This window comes from Litoribacter populi, from assembly GCF_007483685.1.
GTDB classification, from domain to species: domain Bacteria; phylum Bacteroidota; class Bacteroidia; order Cytophagales; family Cyclobacteriaceae; genus Litoribacter; species Litoribacter populi.
In genome coordinates, this window is the sequence record NZ_VMKN01000002.1 from 93,873 (window position 1) to 116,087 (window position 22,215).

A 22,215-nucleotide genomic window follows, 5' to 3' on the forward strand; every position below is an offset into this window, starting at 1 on the left:
TATTTTTAATAGGCACAACAAAACCATACATATTAATAATGGATAAAGTTTCTATTTACTGGATGAGGCGCGATCTACGCTTGAATGACAACACAGCGCTTACTGAAGCATTAAAATCCGACTATCCAGTCTTACCGATTTTCATTTTTGACAAAAATATATTGAGTGAACTTCCTGAAGATGATGCAAGAGTTACTTTTCTTCACAATAGACTTGAAGACCTTAATGAAGCCTTGGCAAAAGATTACGACAGCTCCATTAATATATTTTATGACACTCCCAAGCAAGCTTTCGACGCGCTACTGAAAGAATATGATGTGCAGGCAGTTTTCACTAATCGTGATTACGAACCCTATGCCAAGGAGCGTGATGAGATGACAAAGGAAATGCTTGAGGAGAAAAACATAGAGTTTATAGACTTCAAGGATCAAGTGATTTTTGAGAAAGACGAGATAAAAACTGGCAGCGGAGATGTCTATAAAGTTTTTACTCCTTATAGCAGAAATTGGCTGGACAAACTTACCAAAACAAAGAACGCACTTTCCAAGAGTAAGCTTCAAAGTAATTTTTACACTTATACCTCAAAGGCCATCCCATCTTTGGAAGATATGGGTTTCAAAGTATCCTCTACGGAATTTCCTTCCATGCACATTAACGAAAGCCTAATTAAGGAATACCAAGACAATCGTGACTATCCAGCTAAGGATGCCACTTCCAGGCTCGGTATGCATCTTCGATTTGGTACGATAAGTATTCGATATTTGGTTAAAAAGGCCATGGAGTTGGATAAAACGTTTTTAAATGAGTTAATTTGGAGAGAATTTTACATGATGATTCTCGATGCTTTTCCAGAAGTGGTGGATAAGGCTTTCAAATCCAAGTATGATAACATCAACTGGAGAAATGACGAGAAGGAGTTTAAAGCTTGGTGTGAGGGCAAAACCGGCTATCCGCTAGTGGATGCTGGGATGCGTCAATTGAACGCAATCGGTTTTATGCATAATCGGGTGCGGATGGTTACGGCAAGCTTCTTGACCAAGCATCTGTTGATCGATTGGCGTTGGGGAGAAGCCTATTTTGCGGAAAAGCTTCTTGATTACGAGCTTTCTTCCAATAATGGCGGCTGGCAATGGGCGGCAGGTTCGGGTACGGATGCTCAGCCATATTTCCGGATTTTCAATCCGGAATCCCAATTAAAAAAGTTTGACAAGGATCATGAGTATGTAAAGAAATGGGTCCCAGAATTTGAAACCGAAGATTATCCCAAACCGATTGTGGAACATAAATTTGCAAGGGAAAGGGCATTGGAAGAATTTAAAAAGGCAGTAAAAAAATGAATATAGGCGACAAAGTACGCTTGCTACACGGCAATGAAGAAGGCACCATCACCAAAATCTCCTCCGGTGGAAGGATTGAAATTGAAATCGAGGATGGTTTTCGCATTCCGGCCATGAAAAGTGAAGTGGTGATAATCGATTCTGCTGAAAGGCAATATTTCGGTGACGGGGTGGTCGAGGAAAAACCAACCATTTCTACAAAAAACGTAGTCAAGTCCGCCGAGGGCGTTTTCCTTTGCTATTTGCCATTAAATGACCGAGATCATAGCGTGTACCTCAGTAACAATGCCGGCAAAAATTACCTTTATATGGTTTCCGAGGTATTTGGTGACAACAGTCGGACCGTGTCAGCTGGAACCCTAAACAGTGGCTCCTATGTCAAGTTGGACGAAAAAAGTATCGCCAACTTTGAGGATTGGCCCGCTCTTCACCTTCAGATGATTCCCATCAACCTGAGGACAGAAAAAACTCAAACCCCTTTCGAGAAAAAGATCAAATTCAAAGCTTCCGCTTTCTTCAAAAGCAAGGGAAAAGCGCCTTTATTAAACAAGGACGGCTATATTTTTAACCTTACCCTTACCACCAAGGACCTAGACATAAAAGCACTTAATGAAGACCTCACTGGTGACAAAAAGCCAAAAGAAAAGCCTCACCAGTTTGAAAGACCTGCTCAATCAGTCGATTTGCATATTGAAAAACTGACCAAAGACCACCAGTTTATGAGTAACAGCGAAATGCTGAAGCTTCAGTTGGACACCTTTGAGAAAAGCCTGGATGCGGCAATAGCCACTGGTATGGATGAGATTTCCTTTGTCCATGGGATCGGGAATGGGGTTTTAAGGAAAGAGATTCACAAGACCCTTTCTCAAATGAAAAACATCAAGTATTTTCAGGACAGTCAACAAAGCAGGTTCGGCTATGGCGCCACCCTGGTGAGAATCAAATAAGCGATGAATCCAGAAAAAACATCCCCGGTATTTCAGCTTTTCGCCCAGCAATACGACGAAGGGCACCGTCTGTTCGAGGAACTTAGCAAGATGGTGAAAACTAAAAAAGCTATTATTCTGGAGGAAAAACTGATTTTTATTGAAATCTACTTGCAGCTTTTGGGCAAAATCCATTTTGAAGATGAAAACCTAAAATTTAAGCTGTTTAAACCGTTTTCCCAATTATTTAAATGCCTGAAAAAAATTCTTCACCTGAGGTTGATTAGAGAAGAATTTCAGGCTAAAGCTGGTGATAATACCTACAACTCCTTCAGCCTATTTCTGGAAAAAGAGAAAAAGGAACTTTACACGGAGGTCTTCGACATGCTTCAGAGGTTTCCGCACAATGCTTGGGAAGAACTTTATGACAAGGTATTAAAGCGGAGTAAAGGTCTTAAACCTTTGATGATAAACACTGCGACTACCAAAATCATTAACGAGGAGGTAGAGTATTCGCATTTTGATAGCCTTCATGAGATGGACGCTTTATCTATAAAAGATATCTACGAGTCCTTACAGACCATTATTGCCGTGGAGAATTTCCGGATTGTTTCTGGGCTCAATCCGGTTTTCACAAGCTCCATCCACGATGACCTTAACAAATTGAGTCAATTGTTACTCAAATGGTACCAAAATCACCTTCTTTTTCAGCAACTTACCTTTTTCTTTTCAGAGCGAGAAAGCATAAGCGAAAAATACAAGAACCTACTGGACGGCATCAAAAAGGATAAAAAAAAGCTGACCACCAAAGTAGTCAGCCAAAGTAAAATATTATTTACAGAACGCCTGAGTTAGATTTTATCCATGGCCCTTGCAAGATCTTCTTTCAGATCCTCAGCATCCTCTACCCCAACACTCAATCTGATAAGAGAGTCCGACAGGCCAATTTTCTCTCTGTCCTCTTTCGGAATGCTGGCGTGAGTCATCGTAGCTGGGTGTCCGCACAGGGACTCTACACCCCCCAACGATTCCGCCAAAGCAAAGTAATGCAGGTTTTCTAACACAGTGGTAGCATCCTCGATACGGTTGTCCTTTAAAGTAAAAGAAATCATACCGCCAAAGTCTCTCATTTGCTTTTTGGCAATGGCATGGTTTGGATGGTCTTCAAAACCTGGCCAGAAAACTTTCTCCACCTTAGGATGCGTTCTCAGGTAAGCAGCAATTGTTTTCCCGTTCTGGCAATGTCTTTCCATTCTCAAATGTAAGGTTTTGATGCCTCTTAAAACCAAAAAGCAATCCTGGGGTCCTGGAATGGCTCCACAGCTATTTTGAATGAAGGCTAACCTTTCTGCAAGTTCATCATCATTTACAATCAACGCTCCCATGACCACATCAGAGTGCCCGCCCAAATACTTGGTGACGGAATGCATCACAAGGTCTGCTCCAAAGTCAAGAGGATTCTGCAGATACGGCGTGGCGAAGGTATTGTCCACGCCCAGCATGACATGGTGTTTTTTGGCAATTTTAGCTATAGCCTCCACATCAATGATATTCATCATTGGGTTGGTTGGCGTTTCGGTCCATATCAGCCTGGTTCTTTCATTGATATAGGGTTCGATGGAAGCAGGGTCATCCATGGAAACAAAGTGAAACTTGATGCCATATTTGGTAAAAATCTTGGTAAAGATTCTATATGAACCACCATACAAATCATTGGTGCTAATCACCTCGTCACCCGGGGAGAGAAGCTTAATTACAGCATCTATAGCACCAAGGCCTGAGGAAAAACAAAGCCCATGCTTCCCATTCTCTAAAGCGGCCAAACTATCCTGCAAGGCTGTTCTAGTGGGGTTATGTGCCCTGGAATATTCATAGCCTAGGTGATCACCTGGAGACTTCTGCACATAAGTAGACGTCTGATAGATAGGCGTCATGATAGCACCTGTGGAAGGGTCTGGTTTTACACCTGCGTGTATGGCTTTAGTTCCAAATTTCATATTGGGTCTAATTATTTAAGGTGAAAAGAGGTGTGATTTTAAAAAACACTTAGATTTGCCCCAAAGATGGGTAAAAAAGATTCTATTTTCAAGCGATTAAAAATTATACTCATGGCCAACCCGGTGATTATATGGGCTATGGCTTGGGTGAGTTTCATGCCTTCGATTGGAAGCTTCTTTTTCATCAATCACCTTTACAGCAACACCGAAAAATTCCGGATGTACCAAATTTTAGACATAGAGGTATTGCTGTCCTTTTTATTTGTTTCCGCATTGGTGATGGGATTGGCCCTGATGCCTACTACCCTAGTGGCCATTATCTCCGGTTTTCTTTTTGGTTGGGAAGCCTTGCCTGTCCTAGCCGCTGCCTACTTATTGGCTACCTGCATAGGCTTCCTTTTGGGGAAAAAATTAGACCAAAACAGCCTTGCAATCCTTATGGAAAAATACCCCAAAACCAGAAAGGTAATAGCCGAAAAGAAGGACGAAATGTCCCAGTTAATATTCTTTGTCAGAATCAGCCCCATCATCCCTTTTGCCCTTTCCAATTTGTTGTTTGCTTTGCTAAAGGCAGATTTGAAGAAGGTGGTCTGGATTGGATTTTTGGGTATGTTACCACGAACCTTACTCGCCTTTACTTCCGGCATTATGGCCAAGTCCCTTCTGCAAGCATTTCGCGAAGGCAACAATCTATATCAGATGCTCCTCTTTTTTGTCCTTCTCCTAGTCAGCATATGGGGTATTACTAAAGTCGTCCTTAATTTCGCCAAAGCCAGTAAGTAAAAAGGCCGCTTTAATGATGCAGCCGTTATGATTAATTCTTGTTGAGTTCCGTTTGTATAAACTCATTGAGCTTTTGCTGATATTTGGTGTTATCATAAGTTGGAGTAAAGCCTTTCTTTTCAGGGAAGGTTTCCATATGCAAGGTCTGGGTAGGAAACGCAAACCTTACTCCTATCTTGTCGGCCAATTTCACTGTTTGTATTAATAAGTCATGTCTTCCTTGAAGTTCCTCCTGCCAAGTACCTACTTCAAAAAACACATAAAACATTACGTCTAGACTATAGGCCGAAAGATTATTAAAATAGATGTTATAGTAATCTTTTCTGGTGGAGGGATGTTTGATTACCATCTCTCGCAATCCTTGCACAAACATATCTACCAGTTCTGGAGGCGTATCGTAAGTAATGGTAAGGGTGGTGTAAAACCTCCTATATTTTCTTAACCCATGATTATCAATAGTCATGTCTGCAAGCTTTCCATTTGGAATATACACAAGCGAGTTGCGAAATGTACGTACCCTTGTGGAGCGGAAACCCACTTCTTCTACTGTACCATCAATATCTCCACTGCTTATCCAATCGCCCACTTGAAAAGGTTTGTCAATGAAAATCATCACCGACCCAAAAAAGTTTTTGATTGTATCCTGAGCTGCCAATGCAAAAGCTAAACCACCAATGGACAAGCCCGTCAGGAATGGAACGATATCCACCTGCAGTCCGTCTTTGAGGATAAAGAGTACCCCGACCACAACCACAAATGCTTTCATGGTTTTTCTCACCAGAGGCACCAGCTGGTCGTCCAATGTGGATTCGGTCTTCAAAGCCAACTTTTCCAAATACAGGGAAAGTATATCAACCAATTTGTAGAAAATGATGGTTACAATAAATGGCTTGACCGCATTCAGAAGCAATACAACCCATGACACTACCTCGATAGGAAGCTGTAGTACTCTGATGAAAATAGCCAGCAACACCACGATCAAATAAATACTCACCAACCGATCTACTGGAAGTAAGTATTTTTCCGCAACGCCACCATAACCAAACTTTTGTAAAGCAAAGAATAGAACCCTATCTACTATAAAAGTAAAAGCTTTGTGCGCTGTAAAAATCAACAGAATCAACAAAAACATTCCTATTAATTGCCACAGCTGGAATCCCACATACTGACGCTCGCCTAATTGGGGAAGGACTCTCAATAGGGTAGCAGCACCTAAAGGGTAAGTTTCAGCATGCATTTCCTCGATATGTTCTACAGTAAAGCGGGAGAATTTCCATTCACCATTTATTTTTTCCAGAAATACCCTAGGCAATCTATGCGTATCGAAAAAGAATTTAGATTCCTGATTGTGCAAGCTGTCTATAAAATCTGCATGAGTCGGAATCTCCTCCATCCGGACCAGCACCCCATTTCCATCGAAGATTTGTTTCAACTTGACAGCAAGCTCCTGAGCATCCTTGTGCGGGACACTTCCGGTCTCCAAAGTCTTGGCTGCAATTTCAGGACGAAAAGTATCCTGCTGGAGATTGTATAAAAATGTGAGTGTTGTATTGTATGGAGTGGACAAGTTGTCGTATTCCGCGGGATCTACTGGCAACATGGACTGATCTGTAAAAACCTGTCCTTCTCCTTGATGCACAATAAGAACTGATGCAAGCAAGCTGAAAAGTAAACACTTTAATAATCTCATTATTTTATCACTTTTTGACATCCGCCTCAATAAGGCATTTGAAATTCAAAGAAAGTCTTTTCGTGGATATTATAAATTCTGTATTCATTACGGCTGGAGGAAAAACGAATATCCACAGGCCTATTTCCGCTCAATGGCTTGGTATTTAAAAGCTCACCTTTCAAGTTATAGAGATAGATAAACTCTTGATTTGCATCAATCACCACAAAGACATTCTTATCTCCCCCGAAAGAAAACAGCTGAAACTTTAACTCAGGGGAAGAAAGGTTCTTCTCAAACATCACATTGGTCTCTGAGTCCATTACTGTCACTTTATTATAGTCATGAACAACAAACAAATAACGGTCGGCTGCTTGGTCTTTTACCAAATGGAAAACACTACTTCTGTCGGGCCTAAAGAGCTGCTTTCTATCCGTAAATTCTCCTTTAAAATTAACCCGTATGACCTCTCCCTCATCGGTGATTGTCACCAGCTGATTTTCGGAAGTCTTGCCTCTCTGCTGAAGTACGTAATCAGTTTTGACTCCAGACCCAAGCTGCAGGGGATCTCCAATCTGATTTTCCCCCTTTCTATTGAACATGTGCAATTGGCCATTTTGGTTGAGGGCTACCATAAAATCTCCCGTACCTGGAATAATATGATGAGCGGGCTTACTGGCTAATGGACCCGAGGTGCTTTTAGGTGTCCAGCCTTCCAGAAGCTCTCCATGTTTGTCAAATAGATAAAGTTCTCCGGATATAGAGGCGGCAAATATCCTATAATCTCGGGTATTCTCATAGTCCACGAGGTTTACATATTGTATTAGCTGTCCATCAGGAAGTTCAAAAGGGAAATTAGGTAAGGGGTTGCCTAAGCGATCAATGCCATATATGTACCGATCGGTGGCAAAAACCATCTGTAGTTTACCATTTCTATAATAATCCATTTGGAAAATTTCAGTTCTTATCGGCCCCTCAAGCCGCTGACTGAACACTAAATCACCATCATGAGTCACTAGGTGCACCCTGTTCAAGTCGTCTTGCAAAAGAAATTCGGGGTTGCCGTCGGTAAAATTACGCTGTACCTTAGGTCCATATACCAAGTCTGCATTGAAGGTCACTGAAAGGTTTTCCTCCAAGAATATATCTTTACTGGTTTTGATGGGATTTAAACCATATCCGAGTTGAATATGAATGTCCTGATTTTTACCCTTGTCTTCCAACTTCACTGAGATGACATCAAAGGCTTTAATGTGAGGAGCGTATTTCTGCAGCGTAGACGACCAAGTAGGCGAAGCATGATGAAGCAAGCTGTTCCATACCCTATGAACATTGGCCACGAAATTATAGCCAGAACCCTTATCCACCGCTTCCATGATTTTTCTTTGTGACAAAGTTTTGCCCCAGGTGTTGTCATTCTCCAAATCATCTAAAAATCTGCGCACCGCCTGAATGTTGTTTCCCCACACCAAAACATCCTCATGGGAGGTCACAAATGTGTTGGGAAAACCTACAAATTGCCCTTCGAAAAGATGTGCAGGAAATTCTTCATCTCGGATAGCAAAGATTTCTTTATCTCGATGATAATCATATATCCGACTTACCGAATTGGTGGCAGAAAAATCCTTCAACCCTTGTAGCTGTGAGGCTACATCCTCAGTTTTTAATAATAAAATCTTGTCACCTGCACCCGCACCAGTTTCTTCCATATGAAGGAAGGCCACATCTCCAGTCAGTTTCTGAAAGAATTTTTCTTTTGAAAAACTTTTGTCTATGTCTCCAGCAAGTGTACTTTTTGCATCAAAGGCCTTGTTAGACATGTCATGAATCAGACGGGGATCCTTGACTTTGTATTGGGTAAAAAGGGCCGTACGATTTGGAGTAATTGAACCAAAAACATGCTGTCGACCACTATTGAGGCGAGGGAACTTCACTTGATTGCCACCTTGATATATGGAGACCCCGTGAAGGTTAATTGAACCATCGCTGAAGCTAAGATGCAAGTTGGCGGACATCTTATTCTTTTGAAAAGTCTCTACTACTCCAAGGCTGCTCTCCCGATTTACCGCCTGTATCAGTCTTGCCAATCCTGGTGTACCCACACGGATAAGGCCTGCCTCGGTGGTGCTGATTTTGCCATCATACAGCTCACTAAATTCTTCCTTGAAACTTTTTTGCTCATTTGAGCGGGCCCGACGGATAGCATCTTCTACCAAAAAAGAGGTATAACTAGCAAGAAGTGTATTATTTATAAAAGCTAGGGAAATAGTCCTATCATCTTCCATCCTGTGCTCAAAAATCCGAACCCCACTATAGGCACGGGAATTTTTAGTAATATTTTCCAAAAAGTCATTTTCAAGGTTTGAAAGAAACCTCTCGCGCTCGCTGGTATTTTTAAAGGCCAGACCAAACAACACGTCCAAATCCTCTCTTCCCACAGAATGCAAGGAAAGTCCTAACTGATTTCCTTTCAGGGAACGGTCCAATTGCCCACCCCCACCAAGAAGGCTGTCGAGTGAAACCAATTGAGATTCTAGGTTTTTCAAAGTAGGTATCTTGGAGAACCTTTCCCAAATAGGCTGGTCCACTAGCTGATTCCAAGCATAAATGGGGTCAGAGGTCTCGTATAGTAGAATGGCATCGGAAGGCACGAGGTCCTCAAAACGATACTGCTTTTTCTGTGGGGAAAACACCAAATAATAAACACCACCGGCAACGATGATCAATAGGCAAAAAGCAAGCAGCAACTTGGCAGTTCTCACTGATAGGTAAGGTTATGATTCTGTGAAAATAAAACTGGGAAAACCCCTTGAAATTATACCCAGATGCAAATAAATAAAAATTCCCGACCTTATCGGCCGGGAATCCTTTAAATATTCTAAGAATTTGGACTTATTTGTTGCCCAAATTATCCAATACTTCCATTACTTCTTTCACGTGAGTTCTAGAAGTTTCCAAAAGCGCTTTCTCATCTTCATTCAGGTCAAGTTCGATAACTTTCTCGATACCGTTTTTACCCAAGATTACCGGTACACCAAGGTAGCAATCGTCGATTCCGTACTCGCCGTCAAGCTTGATACAAACCGGGAATACTCTCTTCTGGTTTTTCACGATAGACTCCACCATCTGTGCAGCTGCTGAACCTGGCGCATACCATGCAGAAGTCCCCATCAATTTAACTAATTCACCACCACCAAACTTGGTTCTTTCGATGATAGCGTCCAATTTATCTTTAGAGATCAATTCAGTCACAGGGATACCTGCTACAGTAGTGTATCTTGGAAGCGGAACCATGGTATCACCATGTCCACCCATTAGGATAGCCTGAATTTCTTTTGGAGAAATATTCAACTCTTCAGCAATGAAAGCTCTGTAACGGGCCGTATCAAGGATGCCAGCCATACCCATCACTTTTGTTCTAGGCATTTTTGAAGTGATGTGTGCCTGATAAGTCATTACGTCCAAAGGATTGGACACTACGATAATGATGGCGTCAGGAGAATGTTTGATCACATTCTCAGTTACAGACTTCACGATACCAGCATTGGTTTCGATTAAGTCATCTCTGGTCATCCCTGGTTTTCTCGGAAGGCCTGAAGTGATTACCACCACGTCAGAGTTAGCAGTTTTGCTGTAATCATTGGTGCTACCAACAGTTCTGCTGTCATATACATTGATCGGTGCTTTTTGCCAAATGTCCAAAGCCTTGCCCTCAGCAACGCCTTCTTTGATATCTACCAAAACGATCTCTTCGGCAATTTCTCTATAAGCCAATACGTCAGCGCAAGTCGCTCCAACATTACCAGCTCCAACTACGGTTACTTTAGTCATATTATATATTATGGATTAATTTGTTAAAAATTTGAAAAGCTCCGCTAAGATATTAAAGAATGCCTGTTTTTTAAAGTTTTCAGAAGAATAGTTGGCTGATAAGTGCCTCACTTTTAAAAGAAAAAATTTCTCATTAATAGATGCGGAAAAATTACTCAAACATTTGGGAAAGGTTGAAAAAGCCGAATGAAGATTTGTAGGACTTGAACATCCTCAAGTTGTTGTCATTATAATACTCAGCAAGCGCGGTGATCATTTTTGATTTTATCTGGGGACTGTTGGCAAAAATTTCATGAATAGCGTAGCTCGGAAATACCATCAGTTCCACCTCCTCGGAAGCGATGATAGCGGTATAAAGCCGTTTTTTATCTTCCAGCAGAGCGTTCTCTCCAAAACAGCCGAATTCCTCCAGAGTAATAATTGTCTCAAAATCATCCTTAATATCAATAGTCAACTTTACCTGACCATGCTTGACGATATAAATGGCCCCGCTGGGATCATTGCTAAAAAACACTACCTCATCCCGAACATATTTTCTATAATGAATTGCAGGCAGAAAGCGCTCCATCTCGCTATGGCTCAACCCTTCGAAATATCGCACGCTGGATAAAAAGTCAAAAAGTTCCAATTCTGATTCTGTATATTTTTTATTAAAAGGGTTCAGCATGATTATTTCTTTTCAGTTTTCTTGATATGCAATACGGTTTGGGTCCCCTTCTCCACTTTGAAGCGGTCATCTACTCGATAACCAACCACCCAAATTACCTCCCCCTGGGAACACAACACTTTCACCTGGCTTTTGTAAATCAAGGGAACTTTCAAATCTATTAAAAAATCACTGATTTTCTTAAAATTCTTCATTCCCAAAGGCCGAAACCGCTCCCCTTCCCTCCAATTTCTCAATTCCAGGGGAAAAGTCACCTTCTCCAAATTAAACATTCCGCTAGAGGATTTGGTGTCGAGTTGAGAAAAAGGTGTCATCGACATTTCGAACTCCTCCCCGTTTACCTCAAAGCTATTATCAGAAACCTGGATAAAGTGCGTACCTGTTTGACCATGGAGCCTTTTTCCTAAGATCAAGTATTCCCTGTCAATATTCAAAACTGCTTCCGGCGTATTGAAACTACCACCGGTATTCCTGTTCCTGATTGCCTGGGCCATATCATCCACTTGAAAATAATTAAACCCAAAATCTCTTAACCAGTAGAAAAGTACGCTTTTAAACCCTGGCACCTTGAGCAAATCCAATATTGGGAGCTTTTGAAACGCTCCCTCCTTTTCCAAATGTTCTTTGAGCCATGCTTCCTGAAAATGGAAATAAGCCTTTCCGGTATCCTTCACTCTGCCAAAGCTTCTGATCAGCACCTCCATTGCTGAAGGGTCATCTTGAGTTAAGAGAGGTAGAACTTTATTTCTAAGAAAATTCCTTTTATAGTCACTTTCCAAATTGGAACTATCCTCGCGCCAGGTGAGCCCTTCCTGTTGGGCAAAACTTAACAATTGCTGTTTGGTAAATGGCAGTAAAGGCCTTATCAATTCCCCTTTTACCTCGGCCATGCCATACAGTCCTTCAATTCCCGTCCCCCTTAGCAGATTTAACATGATGGTTTCCACTTGATCATCCAAATGATGAGCAGCCACGGTTCCCGCGAGATTCTGCTCTTCTACCAAAACATTGAACCAGGCATACCGTAGTTCTCTAGCTGCCATTTGCGTAGAAACCCCTTTTTCGGAAGCATATTCTTTTGTCTCAAATCGAATGACATGAATTTCTTTCCCAAGGTTGTCCGCAAAACCCCTTACAAACTGCTCATCGCTGTCACTTTCATTTCCCCGAAGCCCAAAATTACAATGTGCCAAAATGAATTTTATTTGGGCTAATTGCATTAGGTAGGTTAAAACTACGGAATCCAGTCCACCGCTGATCGCAACAAGGTAGGTTTTATTGGAATCCAAAAGGTTTTTTTTCCGTATATGACGGATAAAATGGTCAAGCATAAATCAAAAATACCATTTTCTATTAATTTTGGCGTTTAGTCTTAAGAAATGATCATAAAGAAAATAATTACATGCTGTGTTTTCATTCTTGCCGCCCTACCCCAAGCCTGGGCTCAAGGCAGCAACCAGCTTGAAATTCTCAATGCCGAAAACCTCTATGGAGGCAAAGGGGTCGAAAGATTGCTCGGGGATGTGAGGATGAAGCATCAAAATTCCTTAATCTACTGTGACTCTGCCCACTTTTATAGCCAAGACAATTTTGCCAGGCTTTATGGAAAAGTTCGCATTGTAGACCAGCAGGACCCCGTAACGACCACCAGCCGCTATGCCGAATACGATGGCAACACCCGGATCGCCAAGCTTAGGGATAATGTGGTTTTTAAAAATGAAGAAACTACTCTTTACACAGATTACCTAGACTATGACCGCTCTACCGGGGTGGCCAATTATTTCAATTTTGGCCGGGTGATCGATGATATGAACGTACTCACCAGCGACAAGGGCGTGTACGAAACCCAGATAGAAAAAATTACTTTTACTGATGATGTGGAATTGGTAAACCCTGATTACACCCTAAGATCCAACATCCTTTTTTACTACACTATCCCCAAAACTGCCGAAACTGTTGACATCACCAACATTGTATCTGCTGAAGGTGACAAGCTCAACGCACAAAAAGGTAGTTTCTATGACACCCAAAACAAGAAATTCCGCTTCTATGAAGGGGATGTGGAAAACGAGACGAGTATTATTTACGGGGATGTGCTCTATTTTGACGAAGCAGAGCAATATTACGAGGCTCAGCGCAACGTGAGCATCTTCAATAAGGAAAGAAAGATGGAGGTCTTCGGTGAGGAAGGCAAATACTGGGAAGAACGAAAATATTCGAAGGTTTATGGAAATGCCCTGGTCATGAAATACTTTGAAGCAGACACCATGTACCTAATCGCCGATACACTTATCACCCAGGACAGTGAGATTGACACAGAGCGCTACATGACGGCTTTTAATAACGTCAGACTCATCAAAGGAGAACTTTCCGGAAGGTCTGATTCTTTAGCTTACATTTATTCAGACTCGACAATCTACCTTTATGATGACCCTTTGCTTTGGAACGACAAAAGTCAGATCAAAGCCGATAGTATCCACTTCACCATAGCCAATGAAAACATAGACCGGGCTTACTTGCGCAGAAATACATTTGCCATCACTAAAGACACTCTTTCCAATTTCAACCAGATCAAAGGCCGCAAGATGACCGGATTTTTCCTCGATGGTGAAATGCATAAACTCGATGTGGAAGGCAATGGCCAGTCCCTCTATTATGCCTTGGAAAAGGACACTGTACTGAAAGGACTGAATAACCTACTTTGCGGTAGGATCATGATGCATTTTCAACAAGGCCAGATACAGCGCATCAATCACGCTGGAAAACCTGAAGCGAATTTCAAACCGCCCCACCTATTCAAAGAAGAAGACGAGCGTTTGGAAGGTTTCGTATGGAGGGAAGAAGAGAGACCGACCATGGACATGATGATGGCTTGGAGAACGCCAGTATTTAGAAACAGGGAGGACGAATATAACTTCTTTGATGTGCTTGATATCAGACTTCCTTACCCCACTGATGACATCATACAACCCTACCTTATCCAACAAATGCCTATTAATATCCCTATCAGGAAGGATGAATAAGCCTATTTCGCCCTAACGAGTCTATTGTAAAAAAATTTCATAATGGTTAACGAAATTTAACCGATAATGCTTTAAAAGTACAAACCTTATCAGTAGTTTTATAGTATATTATACTTAGTAACACTATTGATTACCAGGCTTATCGATTAAACTTTACATGAACCGTGTCTTTCTACTCTTCTGCATGCTTATTATGCTTGTGCAGTATCCTGCCGAAGCGAGACAGGTACGTATGCTCAATGATGCCCTTGAGTTTGTAGGTCCAATAAATACCACCCAACGAAAATCCCTCATCCTCCAAAACGAAGCTAGTACAGATAAAACCTATACCCTGAAATTTCTACGTGGAAATATAGGCTCAAGTCAAAACCTCAAACTCTGCATCGGCGACAATTGCTACAACCTTAAAAAGGACTTAGGGAAAATTAATTTGAACTTAAAAGCCGGCGAGTTGATTACTGACCTATACTTGGAATTTGATATGGGCATTACTGAAACTAAAGGCACTTTTGACCTGCACTTCAGCAACATCGACAATCCTCGTGACGTGTTCATTCTTGAATCGGTCTATAACGTCACCAATGGGGATAGCGGCAACGAAGTACAACATAAGGATATTGCTATAGGCGCTGCTTACCCAAATCCGAGCAACAACATAGCTCAGATAGATTATGAATTAAAAAACCCGAATGCACATGCTCGCATTGTGGTCAACAGCTTTATTGGAAATCCAGTCTATGACTTTTTGCTGGACCCTAGACAAAGCAGTCTTGTCATCAATGTGTCCGACCTCAACCCAGGGGTATATTTCTATACCTTAATCGTGGACAACAAAAATATTGTCACCAAAAAGCTCGTTGTAAAAAAATAGGAACAGACAAGCACCTGCTTAGAAATTTGATACAGAATTAAAATCCGCTATATTTGCAGTTTAAATTATGATGAAAAGAGTATCTTTATATATAATCGCTTTACTTATTACCGCAACCGTGAGTTCCTGTGGGAAATTCTACAAATTGGAGAAAAGCACCGATTGGGACAAACTATATAGTGCAGCTAATGAGTACTATGAAAAAGGTGATTATAATAAAGCAATCATCCTTTACGACAAGGTGTTGCCAGTAATCAGAGGGAGTGAGAGGTCAGAGTTGGCAGAGTTTAATTACGCTTACTCCCACTTCAGGATCAAGCGCTACATTGAGGCTGCAGGATATTTTAAAAGCTTCTACGACACTTACAACCGAAGCCCGATGGCTGAAGAAGCTTTATTTATGAATTCTTATGCACTCTTTCTCGATGCTCCTGATTTCAACCTAGACCAGAGAAGTAGCCGGGACGCGGTAAATGCCATTCAGCTTTTCATTAATCGATTCCCACAGTCTGACTCATACGAGCGGGCCATGACAATGATTGATGATTTGCAGAAGAGATTTGAGGAAAAAGCTTATCAGGAATCCAAGATGTATTATAGACTTACCGAAGGACTTTTCCCGGGTGAGTTTTACAGAGCATGCATCATCAATTTCCAAAACTTTGCAAAAAGCTACCCTGACAGTAAGTATAATGAAGAGCTTGCGTACAAACTAGTTGAAGTAAGTGCGGCATATGCGGAAAGAAGTGTATTCAATAAGAAAGAGGAAAGGCTTAATCAATCAATTAATTTTGCCGACACCTTTCACAGAAGATATCCGAACAGTGAATTCCTGAAGAAAGTGGAAAACCTCTCCACCAAAACCCAGGCGGAATTGATGGCCCATCAAAAACTCAAAAAGGAGTATGATGAGCGCACGACTGCTGCCAAGGAAGCCGCTGAAGAGGAAAAGAGAAACAAAGAGGCTACAGAAGCCCTTAGAAACGCAGATAATCAAGGAAATTAACAAAACATATAATATGGCCATTAATCCTTCAATCATTACCAGAGATCTAGAGACTATCGCAGAAAAGTCCGGTAATCTTTACGAATCTCTTCACGTGGTGTCTCAAAGAGCTAAGCAGATATCTTCCTTACAGAAGGAAGAGCTTAACAACAAACTTTCAGAATTTGCTTCTACTGTGGATAACCTTGAAGAAGTGTTTGAAAACAAAGAGCAGATTGAAATCTCCAAGTTCTACGAAAGGATGCCAAAGCCAACCACCTTGGCAATGGAGGAATTTATGGAAGGAAAAGTATATTTCAGAAAGGTAGAAACTCCTGAAGAATAAGCATGCAATTGCAAGGTAAAAGGATTCTATTGGGCGTGACTGGTAGCATAGCTGCTTACAAGGCCGCCCATCTTACCAGGTTATTAGTAAAAGAAGGGGCAGAAGTACAAATCATCATGAGTACTTCTGCTCTTGACTTTATTACCCCCCTAACTTTGGCCACCCTGTCAAAAAAACCCGTATTGGAGGCATTCTACGATCGCAAAAGCGGTGATTGGAGCAACCATGTGGATCTTGGACTTTGGGCCGACCTTTTCCTTGTAGCACCTTTAAGTGCCAATACCCTCAGTAAATTTGCCAACGGCGGTTGTGACAACCTGCTCACGGCAACCTATCTCTCGGCAAGATGTCCCGTGATGGTGGCTCCGGCCATGGACTTGGACATGTACCAACACCCATCCGTCAAAGCCAACCTTGATAGACTTGCTTCTTTCGGCAACATTATACTCGAAGCAGAAAGCGGTGAACTTGCCAGTGGCCTGATGGGTCAAGGCCGGTTAATGGAACCTGAGCATATTGTGAAGCGAATCCACGAGCATTTTAGCGCCCAGCAAGATTTCAAAGGTAAAACTGTACTGATAACAGCAGGTCCAACCCATGAGGCTATTGACCCCGTCAGATTTATCGGCAACCATAGCAGCGGAAAAATGGGTATAGCCTTGGCCAACGCACTTGCTCAGCATGGGGCTGATGTGAAGTTAGTCTTGGGGCCGAGTAGCCTATCCCCTTCCCACAGCAATGTTTCTACTTTCCGGGTGAAAAGTGCAGATGAGATGTTTGAGATTTGCAAAAAGCATCATTCAAAGGCCGATTTCTGTATTTTTGCAGCAGCGGTGGCTGACTACACCCCTGAGGAAGTGGCTACCCAGAAAATTAAAAAGAACGATGACGACATGGTCATCCGCCTAAAAAAAAATGTAGATATTGCCGCAACTCTGGGGAAAAAGAAAAAGGCTTATCAAGTACATATCGGTTTTGCGCTAGAAACAAATCAGGAAGAGGAAAATGCCTTGGGGAAGCTAAACCGAAAGAATTTTGACATGGTCGTTCTCAATAGCATGAATGACAATGGCGCCGGATTTCAGCATGACACCAACAAAGTGACATTCTATTTTAAGGATGGCCATAAAGAGCCTCTAACCCTGTTACCTAAAACAGAAGTGGCTACTCAGATTATACAGGCGATAAAAAAGATCAGTTCAAAAAATTGATTTGATCATATTTCGTTATCTTTAATGAGATTTGAGCCGCCATTGGCTCCTGTTCGCTGGCATTCATGAAACACACCTTTCTCATATTGATCTTCTTTGTCTTGGCAAACCAATTGTTTGCTCAAGAGCTCAACTTCACCGTCACCATCAACAGTGATCGGGCAAGGACGCAGGAAAGGGAGATTTTTGAGACCATGAAAAACACCTTCGAGCAATTCCTCAACGGCCGAAACTGGACCGATGATGAGTTTAGGCCTGCCGAAAGGATCAAAGGCAACATGCTCATCACTATCAACGACATGCCTCAGGTTGGACTTTTCAACGCGACCGTACAGGTGCAGACAGTTAGGCCAATCTACGGCACGAATTACGAAAGCCTGATTTTCAACTTTGCCGACAGGAGCTGGACTTTCGAATTCCTGGATTCCCAACCTTTGGAATTCAACAGGAACACCTTTCTTAACAATATCACTTCCCTCTTGGCCTACTATGCCTATGTGGCTATCGGAGTGGATTACGATTCCTTTTCCCCAAGAGGTGGCGACCCCTATTTTGAAATCGCTGCCAATATTGTCTCAAATGCTCAGCAATCACCACGCCCGGGATGGAATCAAAGTCCAAGCGACCGAAGAAACCGCTATTGGCTTTCCGACCAACTTTACACCTCCCAGGTGATGGTTCCTGTGAGGGATGCTTACTATTTATATCATCGCAAAGGCTTGGATATTTTAGGCAACAATCCCGAGGAGGCATACAAAAACATGTTGGAAGCCATCAAAAAAGTGGCCGCAGCCAATGATGCCCAGCCTAACAGTATTCTAGCCATCACCTTTATGGACGCCAAAGCAGATGAGATCAGCAAGATTTTCAAAAACGCTTCCATGGACATCCGCAAGGAGGCCGTGGACGTTTTGCTAAAGGTGGACCCAAACAATTCAAGAAAGTACAACGATATTTTAAAAGGATAGTCACTGCATGCTTACAAATCTTAGCATTTCCAATTACGCCCTTATTGAATCCTTAGAAATGACGCCTGACCCTAGGCTCAACATGATAACCGGGGAGACCGGTGCGGGTAAATCGATCATGCTCGGGGCAGTGGGACTTTTGCTTGGCAATCGGGCGGATGTCAAATCCTTATTTGATGAGGAAAGGAAATGTGTGATCGAGGGGCAGTTTTATATTGAAGAATATGGCTTGAAAGACTTCTTTGAGTCTAGCGATTTGGACTACGAGCGGCAATGCATCATCCGTCGGGAGATAGCCCCATCCGGCAAATCACGCGCATTTATCAATGATACCCCGGTAAAACTAGAAGCTTTAAAAACTTTAGGCAAGGCGCTGATGGATGTACACTCCCAGCACGACACCTTATTGCTAGGAGCTAATGAATATCAGCTTTCGCTGGTGGATGCTTTTGCACAAAATCAGGAAATAAAAACACAATATAACCAGGCATTTAAGTCTTTCCAAAAGGCTAAAAAGTCTTACGAATCCATTTCTTCTCAGGCTTTTGAACTTAAGAAAGAGGCGGAATTCAATAAATTCTTGTTGGAGGAGCTTTCTGCTTTACAGCTGAAGGAAAATGAGCAGCAGGAACTGGAGGAGGAGCAGGAAATCCTTGACAATGCCGAAGACATCAAATCAAAAATCCACGAATCCCTGCAAGTGTTCAACGGGGAAGAACTGGGTCTCCAAATACTGATTAGCCAAGTGCAGCAACAATTCAACCAGCTTTCAAAGTATGGGCATCGCTTTGCTGAGCTGAAAGAGAGGTTTCAGAGTGTGGCCATTGAAGCAATTGACATTGCTGCTACATTGGAGGACGAAGACGGCAAGATAGAAGTAGACTTTGAGAAACTGGAAGCCATCCGAGAAAGACTGAGCAAAATCTATCATTTACAGCAAAAACATGGTGTAGAATCTGTTGAGGCATTAATGGCAATCGAAAGTAACTTAGCTGACAAAGTGCTTAAGGTTGAAAATCTGGACGATGAGCTTGAAAAATTAAAGGCCGACCTTCAAAAGGCTAAAGAACAACTTTTGACCCAAGGAGAAAAACTCAGTAAATCCAGAGAAACAGTTTTCCAACCATTTGCCGTGCAGGTAACCGGCTTACTTGCGGGACTGGGTATGGAAAATGCCAAAATTGAGGTTAACCAAAAAAACATTGAACCATCAAATTCAGGTATGAATGAGGTGGAGATCCTTTTTTCGGCCAACAAAGGCGTAAAACCACAGCCAATCAGGCAAGTTGCCTCCGGGGGTGAATTTAGCAGGTTGATGTTTGCCATTAAATATATAATGGCCGACAAGATGGCTTTACCAACCCTGATTTTTGATGAAATCGATACCGGGATTTCTGGTGAGGTGGCCCTCCAGATGGTGAAAATAATGCAGGATATTGCGCAAAAGCACCAGGTGATCTGCATTAGCCATTTGCCGCAAGTTGCTGCAAAAGGAGAAAAACATTATTTCGTCTACAAAGATAACAGTACAAACCGCACCATAAGTAAAATCCGACTTTTGGAAAATGAGGAAAGAATCCAAGAAATCGCCAAAATGATTGCTGGGTCCAACCCATCAGCCACTGCTTTTGAAAATGCGAAAGAATTGTTGAGTCAATAAGTTAGAAATCATATAACTACCTTATTCTCAGTTTTATTTTGCCATTTTCTGGTGACTTACCACTACTTTGTTATCGCTAGAATGGTGGGTTTAAGTTAAAATTATTTAATTTTGCCCTTCATTCAACCACCAAATTTAGATATACAATGTCTATGAATTTATTAGAAGGAAAAAGAGGAATCATCACTGGCGCATTGGACGAAAACTCTATCGCTTGGAAGACTGCCCTTAAAGCCAAAGAGCAAGGTGCAAAGTTCGTCTTGACCAATGCCCCTATTGCCATGAGAATGGGAGCTATCCAAGACTTGGCTAAGGAATGTGACACCATTGTGGTGCCAGCGGATGCCACCTCTGTTGAAGATATTGAAAAGCTTTATGCAGAAGCTAAGGAGTTTTTGGGCGGAAACTTTGACTTCATCCTGCACTCTATCGGCATGTCACCCAACGTAAGAAAAGGAAGAGAGTACGGTGACCTCAATTATGATTGGGTCCAGAAATCTTGGGATGTGTCGGCACTTTCATTCCATAAGATGATGCAGGTGGCCGAAAAGCAGGACGTGATGAACGAATGGGGATCTATCATAGGTCTTTCCTACATCGCCGCACAGCGTGTATATCCTTTCTATAGCGACATGGCGGAAGCAAAAGCCATCCTGGAAAGCATTGCCAGAAGCTACGGCTACAGATTCGGCAAGCTTAAAAACGTAAGAGTCAACACCATTTCCCAGTCTCCTACAAAAACCACTGCAGGAACGGGCATCGGTGGATTTGACGCTTTCTACAACTATGCAGAAGCTCTTTCCCCACTAGGAAATGCCCCTTCTGAAGCCTGTGCTGACTATATCATCGCCATGTTCTCCGACCTCACCCGTTATGTCAACATGCAGAACCTTTTCCACGACGGTGGCTATTCCTGCACCGGAATCACCGAAGCAATCGTCGACAAATTCAGCGATAAATAAACTCTAGGACAAAAAAAATCACTAGGTCGAAGAAGTTTTAAAGAAGTCGCACAAAGTAAAATGATGTACTTTGTGCGACTTTTTTTTTAAAACTTAGTGCGACTTGGTGATCAATTTTAACTAGTAGTACTTGGTGACCCATTTAGAGCCAATTTAAAAACCACTTCATGCATCACCAGACCCTGCGCTGGTACTGAGTAGCTCAGCGGGGACACCTCTTGGCTCTGCAATGCCTCCCGGATGTCCTCCAAGGTCAATTTCCCAATTCCCAACTCCACCAATGCCCCCATCATCTGTCTTATCTGATGGGTGAGAAATCCTGTCCCCTTGACTTTATAGTAATACACCTGCTCGGGAGCAAAATATCCCATAGGCTCTTCAAGTTTGAGGATAGATGACTCCAGGATGAGCCTACGGTAATTTTCCACCTTTTTGCGGACGCAAAACCTACGAAAATCTCGCTCACCCACAAAAAGTTTAGCCCCTTCTGCCATCAGGTTCACATCCAGACCTCCATCAAAATTTACAATATGTGCCGCATTGAATGGATGGTATTTGGCACCGGAGGAAAAGTAATAGCGGTATTCCTTATACTGTACATCCTGAATGACATTAAAGGTCAGAGGCACGGGTTCTATATCTAAGATCCGGATATCAAGGGGGAGGTATTCATTTAGTATTATAAGGAATGATTCAAGATCAATAGGTTTCACCGTAAAAAGTTCAAAAGCACCCCTCTGACAGGAAACCCCCGCATCGGTACGACCGGCCGGCAGAATTGTGAAATCATCATGTCCCAAAGTCTTACCTAAAACCCTCTCCACCTGTCCCTGAAGGGTTTTTACCCCATTTTGCTTCTGCCAGCCGTGATACTTGAATCCAAGATATTGAATCCAACATAGGTAGGTGTGGGGGCGTCTTTGCATGGGATAAAGGTACCATAAAAAAAAATAAAATATAAAGAGGGAGCTAGTAACCC

Annotated in this window: 19 protein-coding genes; 12 read left to right on the plus strand and 7 right to left on the minus strand. The window is 42.2% G+C overall.

The features are described 5' to 3' along the window. Window positions 1-38 precede the first annotated feature (38 nt). The 3 genes from FPL27_RS16170 to FPL27_RS16180 are packed head-to-tail and all read left to right on the plus strand — an operon-like array spanning window position 39 to window position 3,118. A complete protein-coding gene (locus FPL27_RS16170; protein ID WP_143962278.1) occupies window positions 39-1,337 on the plus strand; it encodes a cryptochrome/photolyase family protein in 1,299 nt (432 codons plus the stop codon). Next, complete coding sequence (locus FPL27_RS16175) at window positions 1,334-2,284, plus strand: Smr/MutS family protein (RefSeq protein WP_143962279.1); 951 nt, start codon at window positions 1,334-1,336, stop codon at window positions 2,282-2,284. The genes FPL27_RS16170 and FPL27_RS16175 overlap by 4 nt, the downstream gene beginning before the upstream one ends. Window positions 2,285-2,287: 3 nt before the next feature. Further along, window positions 2,288-3,118 carry a hypothetical protein gene (locus FPL27_RS16180; protein WP_235893482.1) on the plus strand — a complete coding sequence of 277 codons (831 nt, stop codon included), beginning with the start codon at window positions 2,288-2,290 and terminating at the stop codon, window positions 3,116-3,118. On the opposite strand, the gene FPL27_RS16185 is transcribed toward FPL27_RS16180, so the two are convergent. After that, window positions 3,115-4,260 carry a cystathionine gamma-synthase gene (locus FPL27_RS16185; protein WP_143962280.1) on the minus strand — a complete coding sequence of 382 codons (1,146 nt, stop codon included), beginning with the start codon at window positions 4,258-4,260 and terminating at the stop codon, window positions 3,115-3,117. The genes FPL27_RS16180 and FPL27_RS16185 overlap by 4 nt on opposite strands. Before the next feature lie 66 nt (window positions 4,261-4,326). Here FPL27_RS16185 and FPL27_RS16190 point away from each other — a divergent pair, with 66 nt between their 5' ends. After that, window positions 4,327-5,043: a TVP38/TMEM64 family protein gene (locus tag FPL27_RS16190; protein WP_235893483.1), complete on the plus strand. Its 717-nt coding sequence runs from the start codon at window positions 4,327-4,329 to the stop codon at window positions 5,041-5,043. Window positions 5,044-5,074: 31 nt separating this feature from the next. Here FPL27_RS16190 and FPL27_RS16195 read toward each other — a convergent pair whose 3' ends face one another. From FPL27_RS16195 to tilS, 5 genes are all read right to left on the minus strand, one after another. Then, window positions 5,075-6,733, minus strand: a complete 1,659-nt coding sequence (locus FPL27_RS16195; RefSeq protein WP_143962281.1) for a mechanosensitive ion channel family protein — start codon at window positions 6,731-6,733, stop codon at window positions 5,075-5,077. Between the two features lie 26 nt (window positions 6,734-6,759). Further along, a complete protein-coding gene (locus FPL27_RS16200) occupies window positions 6,760-9,474 on the minus strand; it encodes a hypothetical protein (RefSeq protein ID WP_143962282.1) in 2,715 nt (904 codons plus the stop codon). Between the two features lie 130 nt (window positions 9,475-9,604). Continuing rightward, window positions 9,605-10,543, minus strand: a complete 939-nt coding sequence (mdh, locus tag FPL27_RS16205) for a malate dehydrogenase (protein ID WP_143962283.1) — start codon at window positions 10,541-10,543, stop codon at window positions 9,605-9,607. Window positions 10,544-10,694: 151 nt separating this feature from the next. Beyond that, window positions 10,695-11,210 (minus strand): Crp/Fnr family transcriptional regulator, encoded by a 516-nt coding sequence (locus FPL27_RS16210; protein ID WP_143962284.1) that lies wholly within the window; start codon window positions 11,208-11,210, stop codon window positions 10,695-10,697. A 2-nt stretch (window positions 11,211-11,212) separates the two neighbouring features. Next, entirely contained in the window at window positions 11,213-12,541 is a 1,329-nt protein-coding gene (tilS, locus tag FPL27_RS16215) for a tRNA lysidine(34) synthetase TilS (RefSeq protein WP_143962285.1), read from the minus strand. A gap of 48 nt (window positions 12,542-12,589) precedes the next feature. On the opposite strand from tilS, the gene FPL27_RS16220 reads away from it, so the two are divergent. The 8 genes from FPL27_RS16220 to FPL27_RS16255 all read left to right on the plus strand — a co-directional run bounded on the left by FPL27_RS16220 (window position 12,590) and on the right by FPL27_RS16255 (window position 21,236). After that, the gene (locus tag FPL27_RS16220; RefSeq protein ID WP_143962286.1) at window positions 12,590-14,233 is read left to right on the plus strand and encodes an OstA-like protein; all 1,644 of its coding nucleotides are present in this window, start codon (window positions 12,590-12,592) and stop codon (window positions 14,231-14,233) included. Window positions 14,234-14,390: 157 nt separating this feature from the next. Further along, window positions 14,391-15,104, plus strand: a complete 714-nt coding sequence (locus tag FPL27_RS16225; RefSeq protein ID WP_143962287.1) for a T9SS type A sorting domain-containing protein — start codon at window positions 14,391-14,393, stop codon at window positions 15,102-15,104. A gap of 70 nt (window positions 15,105-15,174) precedes the next feature. After that, the gene (locus FPL27_RS16230) at window positions 15,175-16,110 is read left to right on the plus strand and encodes an outer membrane protein assembly factor BamD (protein ID WP_143962760.1); all 936 of its coding nucleotides are present in this window, start codon (window positions 15,175-15,177) and stop codon (window positions 16,108-16,110) included. 13 nt (window positions 16,111-16,123) lie between these two features. After that, window positions 16,124-16,435, plus strand: a complete 312-nt coding sequence (locus FPL27_RS16235) for a DNA-directed RNA polymerase subunit omega (RefSeq protein WP_143962288.1) — start codon at window positions 16,124-16,126, stop codon at window positions 16,433-16,435. A gap of 2 nt (window positions 16,436-16,437) precedes the next feature. Further along, window positions 16,438-17,646, plus strand: a complete 1,209-nt coding sequence (coaBC, locus tag FPL27_RS16240) for a bifunctional phosphopantothenoylcysteine decarboxylase/phosphopantothenate--cysteine ligase CoaBC (RefSeq protein WP_143962289.1) — start codon at window positions 16,438-16,440, stop codon at window positions 17,644-17,646. A gap of 65 nt (window positions 17,647-17,711) precedes the next feature. Beyond that, a complete protein-coding gene (gene porD, locus FPL27_RS16245) occupies window positions 17,712-18,614 on the plus strand; it encodes a type IX secretion system protein PorD (protein WP_143962290.1) in 903 nt (300 codons plus the stop codon). A gap of 7 nt (window positions 18,615-18,621) precedes the next feature. Then, entirely contained in the window at window positions 18,622-20,274 is a 1,653-nt protein-coding gene (gene recN, locus FPL27_RS16250) for a DNA repair protein RecN (protein WP_143962291.1), read from the plus strand. Between the two features lie 146 nt (window positions 20,275-20,420). Continuing rightward, the gene (locus FPL27_RS16255; RefSeq protein WP_143962292.1) at window positions 20,421-21,236 is read left to right on the plus strand and encodes an enoyl-ACP reductase FabI; all 816 of its coding nucleotides are present in this window, start codon (window positions 20,421-20,423) and stop codon (window positions 21,234-21,236) included. Between the two features lie 116 nt (window positions 21,237-21,352). On the opposite strand, the gene truA is transcribed toward FPL27_RS16255, so the two are convergent. Beyond that, window positions 21,353-22,162, minus strand: coding sequence for a tRNA pseudouridine(38-40) synthase TruA (gene truA, locus FPL27_RS16260; RefSeq protein WP_143962293.1), 810 nt, complete (start codon window positions 22,160-22,162; stop codon window positions 21,353-21,355). Window positions 22,163-22,215 lie beyond the last annotated feature (53 nt).

Bases quoted from the DNA above. Each gene is read 5' to 3' on its own strand.
- FPL27_RS16170 (WP_143962278.1), top strand. From the start codon at position 39: ATGGATAAAGTTTCTATTTACTGGATGAGGCGCGATCTACGCTTGAAT.
- FPL27_RS16175 (WP_143962279.1), top strand. From the start codon at position 1,334: ATGAATATAGGCGACAAAGTACGCTTGCTACACGGCAATGAAGAAGGC.
- FPL27_RS16180 (WP_235893482.1), top strand. From the start codon at position 2,288: ATGAATCCAGAAAAAACATCCCCGGTATTTCAGCTTTTCGCCCAGCAA.
- FPL27_RS16185 (WP_143962280.1), bottom strand. From the start codon at position 4,260: ATGAAATTTGGAACTAAAGCCATACACGCAGGTGTAAAACCAGACCCT.
- FPL27_RS16190 (WP_235893483.1), top strand. From the start codon at position 4,327: ATGGGTAAAAAAGATTCTATTTTCAAGCGATTAAAAATTATACTCATG.
- FPL27_RS16195 (WP_143962281.1), bottom strand. From the start codon at position 6,733: ATGAGATTATTAAAGTGTTTACTTTTCAGCTTGCTTGCATCAGTTCTT.
- mdh (WP_143962283.1), bottom strand. From the start codon at position 10,543: ATGACTAAAGTAACCGTAGTTGGAGCTGGTAATGTTGGAGCGACTTGC.
- FPL27_RS16210 (WP_143962284.1), bottom strand. From the start codon at position 11,210: ATGCTGAACCCTTTTAATAAAAAATATACAGAATCAGAATTGGAACTT.
- tilS (WP_143962285.1), bottom strand. From the start codon at position 12,541: ATGCTTGACCATTTTATCCGTCATATACGGAAAAAAAACCTTTTGGAT.
- FPL27_RS16220 (WP_143962286.1), top strand. From the start codon at position 12,590: ATGATCATAAAGAAAATAATTACATGCTGTGTTTTCATTCTTGCCGCC.
- FPL27_RS16225 (WP_143962287.1), top strand. From the start codon at position 14,391: ATGAACCGTGTCTTTCTACTCTTCTGCATGCTTATTATGCTTGTGCAG.
- FPL27_RS16230 (WP_143962760.1), top strand. From the start codon at position 15,175: ATGAAAAGAGTATCTTTATATATAATCGCTTTACTTATTACCGCAACC.
- FPL27_RS16235 (WP_143962288.1), top strand. From the start codon at position 16,124: ATGGCCATTAATCCTTCAATCATTACCAGAGATCTAGAGACTATCGCA.
- coaBC (WP_143962289.1), top strand. From the start codon at position 16,438: ATGCAATTGCAAGGTAAAAGGATTCTATTGGGCGTGACTGGTAGCATA.
- porD (WP_143962290.1), top strand. From the start codon at position 17,712: ATGAAACACACCTTTCTCATATTGATCTTCTTTGTCTTGGCAAACCAA.
- recN (WP_143962291.1), top strand. From the start codon at position 18,622: ATGCTTACAAATCTTAGCATTTCCAATTACGCCCTTATTGAATCCTTA.
- FPL27_RS16255 (WP_143962292.1), top strand. From the start codon at position 20,421: ATGTCTATGAATTTATTAGAAGGAAAAAGAGGAATCATCACTGGCGCA.
- truA (WP_143962293.1), bottom strand. From the start codon at position 22,162: ATGCAAAGACGCCCCCACACCTACCTATGTTGGATTCAATATCTTGGA.